At 73.6% G+C, this 12,386-nt stretch carries 9 protein-coding genes; 1 reads left to right on the forward strand and 8 read right to left on the reverse strand.

Features of this window, described 5'->3' with window-relative positions; genetic code table 11:
• Positions 1 to 67: 67 nt before the first annotated feature.
• From ABZ635_RS13880 to ABZ635_RS13890, 3 genes are all read right to left on the reverse strand, one after another.
• The gene (locus ABZ635_RS13880) at positions 68 to 1,207 is read right to left on the reverse strand and encodes an aromatic acid exporter family protein (protein WP_357763923.1); all 1,140 of its coding nucleotides are present in this window, start codon (positions 1,205 to 1,207) and stop codon (positions 68 to 70) included.
• Between the two features lie 316 nt (positions 1,208 to 1,523).
• Complete coding sequence (locus tag ABZ635_RS13885) at positions 1,524 to 2,231, reverse strand: Crp/Fnr family transcriptional regulator (RefSeq protein ID WP_357763926.1); 708 nt, start codon at positions 2,229 to 2,231, stop codon at positions 1,524 to 1,526.
• A gap of 201 nt (positions 2,232 to 2,432) precedes the next feature.
• On the reverse strand, positions 2,433 to 3,785 hold the full coding sequence (locus ABZ635_RS13890; RefSeq protein WP_357763996.1) for an MFS transporter: 1,353 nt from the start codon (positions 3,783 to 3,785) through the stop codon (positions 2,433 to 2,435).
• A gap of 320 nt (positions 3,786 to 4,105) precedes the next feature.
• Here ABZ635_RS13890 and ABZ635_RS13895 point away from each other — a divergent pair, with 320 nt between their 5' ends.
• Entirely contained in the window at positions 4,106 to 4,540 is a 435-nt protein-coding gene (locus ABZ635_RS13895) for a VOC family protein (RefSeq protein WP_357763929.1), read from the forward strand.
• Between the two features lie 46 nt (positions 4,541 to 4,586).
• On the opposite strand, the gene ABZ635_RS13900 is transcribed toward ABZ635_RS13895, so the two are convergent.
• From ABZ635_RS13900 to ABZ635_RS13920, 5 genes are read right to left on the reverse strand one after another with little or no spacing between them, the layout of a single operon-like run.
• Entirely contained in the window at positions 4,587 to 5,750 is a 1,164-nt protein-coding gene (locus tag ABZ635_RS13900; protein WP_357763932.1) for a VWA domain-containing protein, read from the reverse strand.
• The gene (locus tag ABZ635_RS13905; RefSeq protein ID WP_357763935.1) at positions 5,747 to 8,137 is read right to left on the reverse strand and encodes a DUF5682 family protein; all 2,391 of its coding nucleotides are present in this window, start codon (positions 8,135 to 8,137) and stop codon (positions 5,747 to 5,749) included. Before ABZ635_RS13905 ends, ABZ635_RS13900 begins: the two co-directional genes overlap by 4 nt.
• The gene (locus ABZ635_RS13910) at positions 8,137 to 9,258 is read right to left on the reverse strand and encodes an AAA family ATPase (protein WP_357763938.1); all 1,122 of its coding nucleotides are present in this window, start codon (positions 9,256 to 9,258) and stop codon (positions 8,137 to 8,139) included. The genes ABZ635_RS13905 and ABZ635_RS13910 overlap by 1 nt, the downstream gene beginning before the upstream one ends.
• Positions 9,259 to 10,863: a DUF5691 domain-containing protein gene (locus tag ABZ635_RS13915; RefSeq protein ID WP_357763941.1), complete on the reverse strand. Its 1,605-nt coding sequence runs from the start codon at positions 10,861 to 10,863 to the stop codon at positions 9,259 to 9,261.
• Positions 10,860 to 12,107 carry an SWIM zinc finger family protein gene (locus ABZ635_RS13920; RefSeq protein ID WP_357763998.1) on the reverse strand — a complete coding sequence of 416 codons (1,248 nt, stop codon included), beginning with the start codon at positions 12,105 to 12,107 and terminating at the stop codon, positions 10,860 to 10,862. Before ABZ635_RS13920 ends, ABZ635_RS13915 begins: the two co-directional genes overlap by 4 nt.
• Between the last annotated feature and the right edge of the window lie 279 nt (positions 12,108 to 12,386).

Raw genomic sequence — 12,386 nt, forward strand, 5'->3', positions numbered from 1 at the left:
TACGCCCCCGCGCCGGGTTCGCCCGTCCGCCCGGCGTTGCGTGTCCACCGTCCGGCCGGGGTTCGGTTCACCCGTCGGCGCGGCGTTCGGTGTTCTCCTGTCCCTGGTGGATCTCCTCGAAGATCCGCTCGACGTCGGTGATCAGGGCGCTGTAGACGGGCCAGTTCCGGTCGGCCCACCGTTCCCGCAGCGCGCCGCGTTCCTCGTCCACCTGGCGCAGGGCGTCCTCGACCATCGAACGCAGGGTGGCGGAGGCGGTGGTGTGCCCGGTCTCCTCGGAGTCGCGCACGGTCGCGAAGACCTCCGAGGCCCGTTCGACCAGCGGCGCGAACTCCCGGAGGAAGGCGTCGTCCGGTTCGGGGAAGCGTGTTCCGTGCCGTGTGGTGGTGCGCAGGGTCCGGACGAGCGACTGCACGTGTCTGCTGGTTCGGCCGAGAGCGGCGATCCACTCCCCGTAGGCGTCCAGGGCACCGGGGTCGGGCCGGGCCCCGGGGGCCAGCCGCCGGGGGTTGAGCCTCCTCCGGTCGTCCTGGCGCCGCACCGCCTCCAGGGCGTTGTCGACCGATCCGTCGAGCCCGTCCGCGGCACGGGCCCAGTGGTCCGTGTCCGTCCCCGCCCGGCCGTCGCCCAGGCCGCGCGCCATCTCCCCGGTGAGCGAGCGGAGGCCGTCCGCGAGGTCCAGGACGGCGTTCTCGGCGTCCCGGAACCGGATCGCCGGGGCCAGCACCGCGTTCGTGACCAGGGCCGAGGCGGCGCCGACGCAGACCATCAGCAGGAGGTACCCGAGGTCCGACGCGCTCTCGGCGGTGCCTCCCGCGAGAGCGAAGGCGGCGACCACCGGAAGCTGTACGCCCTGTCCGCCGAAGAACCCCGCCTGCCCGGCGACCAGGGCGACCAGGAGCAGCAGGACGAACGACCACGGTTGGGCCCCGACGGTGAGCCCCACCAGTCCGGCCAGCAGGGCTCCGGCGAAGACGGCCGCCATGTAGCGGGCGGACTGGAGCACCGAGCCGTACACGCTGGGCCGCACGACGAGGAGCGCGGTGAAGGGGGCGAAGCCGACCTGGGAGGAGGCCCCGAGCAGGGTGCCGACGATCCACGCGAGGGTGGCGGCGACGGTGCACTTGAGGATGATGACGGCGGTCTCGCGCTCGAACCCGCGCCGTTGGCGGGCGCGTCTGACGCCGGCACGCAGTTTCTCGAACATCCCTTGCCTCCGTTCCCTCACGTCACACAACGTCCTCATGATGCGTGATCGGGTGGCCGGGGGGCGGGAGAACGAAGATCCCCGGTGGCAGGGGGACGGCCACCGGGGCGGTGTGGAGACGGGGGGTAGCTGCCGGAATGGTGCCGTCCTCACCACTCCGGCAGCCCTACCACTCTGACTCCGCACAGGGGGAGGGCACCGGAGGAGAGGGCGCGAACAGTGCGGAGCGAGAGGTTGGGCGAGATGCCCAGGTGAATTGTGTCGTCCTCCGTCACCACAGGACCACCGATCAATCGGTAATTCAGGTCAAAAAGGGTCACAAAGCGGCGTCGAAGACCCCGTTCAGGCGCTCCATGTCGACGATGACCACCCGCCGGTAGCTGGTGATGAGGATGCCCTCGGAACGGAAGCGCCGGATCGCGTTGCCGACCGCGTCGGTGCGGGCCCCGACCAGCTTGCCCAGGTCGGTGTGGGAGAGGCGCACCCCGAGGTGGACGCCCTCGTCCGTGGGGACACCGTGGCGCTGCGCCATGTCCACGAGGATGCGGGCCACCCGGGCCTCCACCTCGTAGCCCGCGAACTCGGCGCGCTGCCGGTCCGCGCGCTCCTGCCGTTCCCCCATCACCGCGAGCATCGCCCGCCAGGCGTCGGGGTGCTCCTCGAGGAAGCCCTCGAAAACCTGGTGCGGGTAGATCCGGATCGTGTGCGGGGCGCACGCGGTGACCGTGGCGCTGGGCCGGGTGTCCCGGAACATGCCCAACTCACCGACGAGGTCCCCCCAGCGCCGGATGCCGAACATCGCCTCGGTGCCGTTGCGCAGCACCGACGTGACCTTGACGCACGCGGGGTCCGCCGGCGTGCCGTCCTCCGGAGGGCACAACAGCATCACCTGTTCCTCGGCGTCTCCCTGGGCGATCAGCACCCGGTTGGCGGGGACGTGCCGTGGCGGTGAGAGCGTGAGCAGCCGGTTCGCGCTCCGGGGACCAAGCATGGACATGAAGCTGCCCGCCGGCCAGTCGGTCATGCGTCCTCCGATCATCCCCACAACGATGCCCAGGTGGTACCCAGTTCCGCAGGAGAAGCACGAAACAGGCGAGCCTGATGTGCCCGAACCGCGCGCGACCCCCGTGACCTCGGCGGGCGGGCGGGCGGGCGGGCGGCGGGCGGGCACCCGGGCCCTTCCCGGCGCGGCCCCCGGCGGGACCGCGCCGGGACGCCCCGGTTCCTACCCTGCGACGGGGGCGCGGACGCGCGGGGGCCGGGTCAGGGCCAGGACCACGACGACCACCAGCAGCACGAACCCGCCGAGGGCCAGCGCGACCCCGTGCAGCGCCCCGGTGAACGCGGGCCCCAGGAGCCGTCCTCCGGTGAGCACCGCGAGGGCCGCGCCGACCACCGCGATGGAGACGGTCTCGAGACTGAGCCGCGTCGCGTTGAAGACCCCGGCCGCGGTACCCACCCTTTCGGGAGGGACCGCGCCCAGACCCAGTCCGTCGATCATCCCGCCGGTGAGTCCCGCGCCGGAGCCGACCAGCAGGAACGGGAGCAGGACGGTCCAGGGCGTGGAGTCGGGGCCCACCGTGGTGAAGCCGAGGACGCCCGCGCCCAACAGCAGCAGGGCTCCGACGACCACCGCCGTGGGCGGGAACCGGTTCGCCAGCTCGGCGCCCACGGTGGGCAGCACCAGGGTCGGAACGGTCAGGATCAGCAACCAGAGCCCCGCCGTCCCGGCGCCGAGGCCCACCACGTCGATCAGGTACGACGGCAGGTACACCAGCAGCGGCACCAGCACCGACATGAACGTCGCGGCGGCCAGCGCGTAGGCGACGAACCGGCGGTTGGCCAGCAGGCCGAGGTCGACCAACGGCTCGCTGCGGCGGCGTTCCACCGCCGCGAACAGCGCGAACAGGGCCGCCGACGCGGCCAGGAACCCGGCCAGGACGGGGAGTCCGCGCCCCGGGCCCTCGACCAGCCCGCCGATCAGGGTCAGAAGGGCGGCGGTGAACAGGCCGCCGCCGAGCCAGTCCACGGGGCGTCCGTCGCCGGGCGCCCCGGGGACCCGCGTCACCAGCGCCAGGACAGCCGCCGCCACCAGCGCGGGCCCGGCGAAGGCGAACCGCCACCCGAGGGTCTCGACCAGCAGTCCGGCCACGGCCGGGCCGAAGGCGGTACCGGCGCCGAGCACGGTGCCGAGCAGGCCGAAGGCCCGCGCGCGGGCCGGGCCCTCGAAGGCCAGGGCCAGCATCGCCCCCCCGCCGGCCACGGCGGCCGCGGCCCCGACCCCTCCCAGGGCGCGCAGGGCGACCAGCGCCCCGATGTCCTGGGCGAGCAGGCTCAGGAGGCCGCTCAGGCAGAAGAGGACGACGCCGAAGGCGTAGACGCGTCTGCGGCCGACCGCGTCGGCGATCGACCCGGCGCTGACCAGGAAGGCGGCGAAGCAGGCGTTGTAGGAGTTGACCACCCACTGCGCGGAGGTGAGCCCGACGTCCAGGTCGCGTTGGATGGCGGGCAGGGCGACCGAGGCCCCGGTCAGGGCCAGGGGCAACAGGAGGGTGGAGAGCAGGACGGTGACGAGCACGATGGTGCCGCCTCCCCTGCCCGTGGTGGAAGAAGTGTTCACGGGAACGTCCGGTGTGTGGAGATGGACACCGGGCAGCCCGAAGGACCGCACCGGCATGGAGGCTGATGCGGCGGTCGGGACAGTGAGTGGTCGGCCGCCGCCAGGCCGTGTTCTGTGGATGCTGCGCCGGTGGCGGCGGAGCCGAATGATCCAAAAACACGGCCTTAGAGGGCGGCCAGCTCTTTCGCGAGCGGCATGGTCGCAGGCTAGCCCCGCCGTGCCGCCGGGGCCAGGGAATTTCGCTGGGCGTGCGGGGAGGCGCGGGCTAGGGTGGGCGCATGACCACGATCAGGGAGATTCAAGTCACCTTCGACTGCGCCGCACCGGAGCGGGTGGCCCGGTTCTGGTGCGAGGTGCTGGGGTACGTCGTGCCGCCGCCCCCGCCCGGGTTCGCCGACTGGGACGCGTTCAACCGCTCCCTGCCGCCCGAGCAGCAGGACTCGGCGTTCGCCTGCGTCGATCCCTCGGGGAAGGGGCCCCGGCTGTTCTTCCAGCGCGTCCCCGAGGGCAAGACGGTCAAGAACCGCGTCCACCTGGACGTGCGGGCCGGTGCCGGCCTCGTCGGGGACGAGCGCCTGGCCACGCTCCAGGCCGAGCGCGAACGGCTGGAGGCGATCGGTGCCGAGTGCGTGCGCGTCATGCGCGCCGACGGCGTCAACGAGTCGTGCATCGTGATGCGTGACGTCGAGGGCAACGAGTTCTGCCTGGACTGACCGCCGGGCGGGGCCCCAGGGGGTCCGGCCCCGCCCGGCGGGCCGGTCACCCCTCGTCGAGGTGCTGATCCACCCAGGCGTCCAGGGGCTGCCCCTGGATCGCCGCGGCCATGAGCTCGGGGAAGGCGTCCGGGGTGCAGGCGAACGCCGGGACGCCGAGCTCGGCGAGCGCCGCCGCGTTCTGGCGGTCGTAGAAGGGCGCCCCCTCGTCGGACAGGGCCAGCAGGACCACCACCTGTACGCCCGCCGACTTCATCGCGGCCACCCGTCGCAGCATCTCCGCTCGGACACCGCCCTCGTACAAGTCGCTGATCAGGACGAAGATGGAGTCCTGCGGGCGGTCGATGAGGGTCTGGCTGTAGGCGATGGCCCGGTTGATGTTGGTACCGCCGCCCAGCTGGGTGCCGAACAGCACCTCCACGGGGTCGGTGAGCTGCTCGGTGAGGTCGACGACGGCGGTGTCGAAGACCACCAGGGACGTCTTGAGCGTGCTCATGGAGGCCAGCACCGCGCCGAAGACGCTGGCGTAGACCACCGACGAGGCCATCGATCCGCTCTGGTCGATGGCCAGCACGACGTCCTTCTGCACCCCCTGGCTGCGGCGGCCGTACCCGACGAGGGTCTGCGGGATCACGGTGCGGTGTTCGGGGAGGTAGTGCGCCAGGTTGCGGCGGATCGTGGCGTTCCAGTCGACGTCGGCGACCCTGCGGGGGCGGTGCGTGCGCGCGGACCGGTCGATCGCCCCCCGCACCACCGAACGGGTCTTCTGAGCGACCCTGCGCTCCAGGTCGTCGACGACACGGCGCACGATGGCCCGGGCGCTCTCCCGAGCCTCGGCGGGCATGACCTGGTTGAGTGAGAGGAGCGTCCCGACCAGGTGAACGTCGGGTTCGACCGCCTCCATCATCTCCGGTTCCAGGAGGAGCTGGTGCAGGCCCATGCGGTCCATGGCGTCGGACTGCATCACCTGCACAACCGTGGAGGGGAAGTACTCGCGGATGTCGCCCAGCCAGCGGGCGACACGCGGCGCCGAACCGCTCAGGTCCGCGCTCCGGTCGCCGCCCGCGTCCGAGGAGCCCTCGCCCCGGTTGTAGAGGGCGGCCAGTGCCGCGTCCATCGTCTGGTCGGAGCCGGTCAGGGTCGCGCACCGGGACCGCTCTCCCAGGACCAGACGCCAGCGGCGGGCGCGTTCGGTGGTCTCCGTGCTCACGCGCGGCTCCTTTCGAGTAGTGCGGCCACGGCGGCCACGGCCGGGGCCGCGCGGCGGGTGTCGACGGGGCGCCGTACCCGCACGGTGGTGGTGCGGCCGCCGTCCATCCTGGTGACGGCGGTGCCGATCTCCTCGCGTTCGGCCGCGCCGAAGGCTCCGAAGGTGCGCCGCAGCAGCGGAAGGACGGCGGTGAAACGTTCCTCGGACAGGCTCAGCAGCCAGGTGTCGATGAGGGCGAGCAGCCGCTCGTCGTGGACGAGGATCAGCCCGCTGCCCTGGAGGAACCCCTCCAGCCAGGCGACGGCGCGGGCGGGTTCGGTGCCGGGTGACATCGTCAGCCCGAGCCTGCGGTGCAGTTCCTCGGTGGTGATCCGGCCCGCGTCCGCGAGGATGCGGTTGACCCTGCCCGCCACGCGTCCGGGTACCTGGTCGTCCCTGCGGGCGAGGGCCTCCAGCGCCTCCGTCCAGACGTGCCCGCCCTCGTCGAGGAGGGCGGCCGCGCCGTGTGTCCGGTCGATGGCACCGACGAACCGGGCCGCCGCGTCGTCGTCCAGCCCGCGCACGGCCGTGGGCAGGCCCACGCAAACCCGGGCCAGGATCTGCTGGGCGACGGCGCGCAGGTGCGCGCCGTCGGTCCCCCGCACGTTGCCGTACCGGGCCGAGCGGGCCAGCGGGGGGAGGGCGGACATCAGGTGGGTGATGTCGCCGTCGGTGGCCGCGCGGTCGGTGAGCAGGGCGAGCACGTCCGGCAGGGCGTCGCCCAGTTCCGCGAACAGGCACTGTTCGGTGAGCGCGGTCAGGGTGGGCAGTTCGGCGTCGGCGGCGACCTCCACCACACGGGCGGCGGCCGCCGAGGCGACGGTGGTACCCCAGGGGGCGGCCTCGATCAGCGCCACGTCCATGTCGGGGTCCCAGCGCAGCCGCCAGGACTCGCGGAAGGTTCCCCGGGAGTGCTGGTCGGAGGCGCGGGGCACGCCCCACTCGACTCCGAGCACGCGGAGCCGGTGCAGCAGGACGCTGCGTTCGCGCTGGCTGTCCTTGCGCAGGTCGAGGTCGAGGTCCCGGTCGAACGCCTCGGGCTTGAGCCGGAGCCGTTTCCGCGCGGCCATGAGGTCGCGTTGCAGCGGGACCATGGGGGTGTCGGCGGGCACCGAGCCGAGGCGTTCGCCGATCATCATGCGCCCGTGGACGAGGGAGGCCCGGCTCTGTTCGCCCTCGCAGAGGACGGCGGTGACCGCCTCGGAGACCTCGTCGATCCCGGCCAGCGGCCGCCCGCGCAGCACGGCCAGGCTCTCGGCGAGCCGGACGCCCTCGATCACGTGCGAGGACGAGACCGGCTGGCCCTCTTCCCGCAGCAGGCGGGCGGCGTCGGTGAGCCACCGGTGGATCGGCAGGTCGGGGGCGCTGAACAGGTGGTGGTACCAGCCCGGTGAGGTCACGCCCGCGCCGTACCCGCTGGCGGTGGCGAGCCGCCCGTGGGTCCACGGCACCCAGGTGGCGGTGGTCTTCACCTTCGGCAGTCCCTTGAGCAGGGCCGCGTCGTCCTTGACGGGGTACTCGTAGAGGTCTCGGAGGGCGGGCGCGTGCCAGGCGCCGCACACCACGGCCACCCGTTCGTACCCCTCCTTGAGCACGGCGCGCAGGGTCTGGCGCATGTACGCCTCGCGGCGCGCGTCACGTCCGGTCTCGGGACCGCTCTCGGCGCGTACGGCGGCCATGGCGTCGGCGATGGCCGGGAACGGCGAGGGTTCGCCGTCTCCGCGCTGTTCGACGACGTCGTCCCACCAGCGTTCGGCGTCGTCGTATCCGGCCGCCTCGGCGAGGACCCCGAGCGGGTCGGTGCGCACGCGGGCGGGCGCGTCGGCGCAACCTCCCCGGTCGTCGGCGGCCCGGTCGCCGGTCTCACGACCGCCGGTCGTCTCCCCGGCGTCCCCCTCCGCGCCCTTCCCGGACGCCGTGTCGGCGCCCTTCCCGGTGCTCTCGCCCGCCTCGGCCTCCTTCTCGGCGGCCTCCGCCCGCTCGATCCGTTCGGCGAGGGAGTGGGCGGCGGGCAGGTCGCAAAAGCGCACCGGGACGTCCCGCCCGTGGGCGTGCGCCAAAGCGGCCCACTCCGGGGAGAACGACGCGAACGGCCAGAAGCCCCAGCCCTCACGGGAGCGCGCCGTCCCCGCCTTAGGGGTGTCGGCCAGGTGGACCAGCAGCGCCACCGGTGGTTCCAGTCCGCCCACGAGGGAGGTGATCGCGTCGGCCTCGGGCGGCCCCTCGATCAGTACGATGTCGGGCTTGATCTCGTCCAGGGCGGCCGCCACGGCCCGGGCCGAACCCGGACCGTGGTGGCGGACACCGAGGACACTGACCTTGTCGGTGCCCTGTCGGGGTCGTCCCATCAGGCGCCCACCTCACGGCAGGCCCGGTAGAAGTCGCCCCAGCCGTCGCGCTCGCGGGCGACGGTCTCCAGGTACTCGCGCCAGACCACGCCGTCGGAGACGCGGTCCTGGACGACGGCGCCCTGGATACCGGCCGCGACGTCGGCGGGGCGCAGGCTCCCGTCGCCGAAGTGGGCGGCGAGCGCGATGCCGTTGGTGATCACCGAGATGGCCTCGGCGGTGCTCAGGGTGCCGCTGGGCGACTTGACCCTGGTGGTGTTGTCCTCGGTGACGCCGGAGCGCAGCTCGCGGAAGACGGTGACCACGCGCTGGATCTCGGTGAGGCTGGTGGGCACCTCGGGCAGCTCCAGCGAACGGCCCAGTTGCTCGACCCTCTGCGTGACGATGCGGACCTCGTCCTCGGCGCTGTCCGGGACGGGCAGGACCACCGTGTTGAAGCGGCGGCGCAGCGCGCTGGAGAGGTCGTTGACCCCCCGGTCGCGGTCGTTGGCGGTGGCGATGACGTTGAAGCCGCGCTGGGCCTGCACCTCGATGCCGAGCTCGGCGACGGGCAGGGCCTTCTCCGACAGCACGGTGATGAGGCCGTCCTGGACGTCGGAGGGCATGCGGGTGAGTTCCTCGATGCGGCCGATGGAGCCGCGCGCCATGGCGGTCATCACCGGGCTGGGCACGAGCGCGGCCTCCGAGGGGCCCTCGGCCAGCAGGCGCGCGTAGTTCCAGCCGTAGCGGACCGCCTCCTCGGAGGTCCCGGCGGTGCCCTGGACCAGCAGGGTGGAGTCGCCGGAGACCGCCGCCGCGAGGTGCTCGGACAGCCAGGTCTTGGCGGTGCCGGGGACGCCGATGAGCAGCAGGGCGCGGTCGGTGGCCAGGGTGGCCACGGCCACCTCGACCACGCGGCGGGAGCCGATGTACTTGGGGGTGATCTCGGTGCCGTCGTCCAGGGTGGTGCCCAGCAGGTACTGGGTGACCGCCCAGGGGGAGAGCCGCCAGCCGGGGGGCCGCTGGCGGTCGTCGGCCTTGACCAGGGCCTCCAACTCGGCGGCGTAGGTCTGCTCGGCGTGGGGGCGCAGCGCGCTGGCCGCGTCGGTGTTGAGGCCGGGGCCGGTGGTGGAGGTGGACAACTAGAGCTCCCTGTGCATCTCAAGGCGGAATCGGAGGGTGTCGCGGAGGCGGAGGTAGGCGGGGCCCTCCGACTCGAAGGGGGGTTCCTTCGGGAGGAGGTCGAGGTGTTCGGGCGGCATGTGCTCGGCGGCGACCTCGCAGAGGAACCGGTAGCCGCGCGCGACGCGGTCGTCGGCCGGGCCGGTGAGGCGGCGCACCACCTCGTCGGAGATCGGGCGGGACCACGGGGCGTCCACGGCGAGCAGGACCTGCCCGAGGGCACCGATGTCCGCGAGGGACTGACCGGAGCCGTCGGGCGCGGTCGAGCCGCTGGCCGCCCCGGGGGCGTCGATCGCGGCGGCGACGACGTCGCACCGCTCCTCGGCGGGCAGCACGCCCAGGACCTCCCGGGTACGCGCAGAGCGCCACCTCAGGTTGCCGACGAAGCGCAGTCGGCCCAGCCCGCCCGCGGGGTCGGCGAGCAGGGCCCGCGCCCAGGCCCGGTTCCGCTGGAGGCAGACCGCGTCGGCGAGCACCTCGCGCAGTTCCGGCTGGGGTTCGGCCAGGTCGAGGACTCCGGCGGGGTCGGTGCCCAGGTGGTCGGTCCAGGTGTCCAGCGGTGCGTGGGTGAGGAGGACGCGGCCGAGCTCCCAACGCTTCTCCCGGGTGTCCGGCCGCTTCTTCGGCGGCACCAGGGCGAGGTCACGCAGCTGGTCGGCGGTGAGCACGTCCATGTCGACCATGTCCAGGGCGCGCGGCGGGCCCTGGTCGCGCCCCAGGTGGGCACGCAGGTGGGCGCGGAGCCGGTGGGCGTGGGCACTGTCCGGGAGCCGGACGAGCAGGGCCAGGGCGAGGCCGCGCACGTTGGCGCCCCGGTCGTCCAGGGCCTGGTCGAGCAGCGCCTCGTCGTCCGGCCCGAGGTTGACCGCCAGCGCCTCCAGGAGACCGCGGCGCTCCTCCACCCGGCTCTCCTCGGGCAGGGCTTCGGCGAGGAGGGCGCGGGCGGCCACGGGGTCCGTGGCGCGCAGGGCGAACAGTGCCCGGCGGCGCTGGGCCGGGGTGCCCTCGTTCCAGGCCGTGTCGGTGTGGACGTCGGTGGCGAGGGGCTCGCGGCTGATGAACGACCACGAGGTGTTGTGGGTGGCCAGCCAGGTGCCCCGGTCGCCGACGACGGCGGCGACCAGGGGGCGCAGCGAGCTGTCCCGGGCGGCGCGCTCCAGCAGGTCGGGGATGCGGGTGTGGTTCACCCTCCGACCGCCCTGGGCGGCGTGGGCCAACCACTCGGGCAACAGCTCGGGGCGGTCCGCGAGGATGACGTCGAGCCGGTGGTCCGCGGCGGCACCGACCCCGGGCCGGGGGTCGGCGGCGTCAGGGGTGACGGGTTCGGCCGTGTGCGCGGTGTACCCGGCTCGGGTGCGCACGGAGTCCAGGGCCGCGAGGTCCAGGAGCCCGGCGGCTCCCTCGCGGTGGCCGAGGGGCAGGTCGGGCAGGTGCGGCGCGGGGCGACGGGAGGTCCCCACCAGTGCGGTGGAGACCAGCTGTTCCCAGGCCGTGGGGGCCGCGGAGTCGGGCCGGGTCGCGGGGGCGTCGGGGCCCGGGCGGCCGGTAGGCGGGGTCGGGTTCACAGGGCGACTGCCTTTCCGTCGGCGTCCCACAGGGTCATGGGGCTCAGTCCGGTGCCCGGCGACCACTCGGCGGCGATGGTGCAGGGGCGTCCGCCGGTGGCGGCGAGGAGCCGCCACAGCTCCCCTTGGACGAGCGGGAGGGAGGCCCCGGAGGGGTCGGCCAGGTGCCATCCCTCCGCCCGGGCGGGGACCGCGTCCTCCAGCACCACGGGCCACCCCTCCAGCCACGGGTCCTCGGCCAGGGCGGCGGCGTAGGAGTCCAGGGCCTGGTCGACGGTGCCGCCGGGCGGCGGCGAGGAGGGGGCCTCGGCTCCCTGACCCGCCCGCACGGCGCGGCGGCCGTCCGGGTGGAAGGCGAGTTCCCCCTCGAACTCGGTGCCGGGGCGGAAGAGGGAGTCCGGGGAGTGGGTGGGGCGGGCGTAGGTGAGGGAGAGTGCGAGGCGTCCGGTGTCGGCGCCGCGCAGCCACTGGCGGCGCACGCGCATGCGGTCCGGGGTGAGGGCGTCGCGGTGTCCGAGCACGCGCCAGGTGTCCCGGACCCGCTCCCCCGCGGACAGGACCTCCTCCGCCCGGGTGGCGATCCCCACCCGGGCGCGCAGTACCGCGCGCGTGCGGGGGTCGCCGCCCTCGTCCGCGAGGTAGCCGTCCACCATCAGATGCAGCATGCCAAGGCGTTCCAGGAGGCGGTCCGGCCAGCGGTCGGCTCCGCCGTTCTGGGGAAGCTGGGTGACCAGGGCGGCCGCGCCGCCCGCCTTGGCGTCCACCAGGCGTTTAGCCATGCGGTCCCAGTGCTCGTAGCCGAGTTTGGGGACCTCGGCCAGACCGCCGTCGACCTGGTCGTGCAGCCACATGCGGAGCTCCTCCAGCCCCGTGGTGACGGCGGCCTCCCGGGCGCGCAGGGTGGCGGCGGCCTTCTCGGGGTCCGCCGGGGCGGTGGCGGCGTCGGCCGCGCGTTCCTGACGGGCGAGGCGGCCGGAGAGCCAGGTGCCCACCCACTCGGGCCGGTCCTCGCGCTCGGCCACCGTGCCCTGGCTCCACAGGGCGAGCAGGGCCAGGACGTGCTTACAGGGGATCTTGCGGCTGGGACAGCTGCACTTGTAGGCGGGTCCCTTGTCCCCGTCCAGGTGCGCCGCAGCCAGGTAGGGCTTGCTCCCGCTCCCCTTGCACTCGCCCCAGACGGCCGAGGTCCCGCCGCCCTCGGCGGCCACCACTCCGCTCTGGGGCCAGGAACCCGCCTTGGCCACCTTGAGAGCGGCCTTGTGCGAAGGGGGGTCCGGAGCCAGAGCCCAGACTTCGTCGGTACTCCATCGATCGCTCACACAGGCAACTCTAGGGATCACCAGTGACAATCCGGGCCCCTCGGGGCAGCCCCTCATCACCGGACAAAGGAGAAAAAGAAACCATCGCGGCGCCAAAAAGGACGACGCGAATCATCCAAGCGTGTTGAAAATCCGGGGCCGACAATCCTAGAATGCCACGACCAGGTTGGCTCGATCCCCGGCCACCGCCCCGAAAGCCCCTTT

Origin of the sequence: Nocardiopsis sp. NPDC007018, assembly GCF_040635075.1 — a bacterium.
Taxonomy (GTDB): domain Bacteria; phylum Actinomycetota; class Actinomycetes; order Streptosporangiales; family Streptosporangiaceae; genus Nocardiopsis.

Excerpts from the sequence above, each read along its gene's own strand:
- ABZ635_RS13880 (WP_357763923.1), bottom strand. The coding sequence starts at position 1,207 with ATGTTCGAGAAACTGCGTGCCGGCGTCAGACGCGCCCGCCAACGGCGC.
- ABZ635_RS13885 (WP_357763926.1), bottom strand. The coding sequence starts at position 2,231 with ATGACCGACTGGCCGGCGGGCAGCTTCATGTCCATGCTTGGTCCCCGG.
- ABZ635_RS13895 (WP_357763929.1), top strand. The coding sequence starts at position 4,106 with ATGACCACGATCAGGGAGATTCAAGTCACCTTCGACTGCGCCGCACCG.
- ABZ635_RS13905 (WP_357763935.1), bottom strand. The coding sequence starts at position 8,137 with ATGGGACGACCCCGACAGGGCACCGACAAGGTCAGTGTCCTCGGTGTC.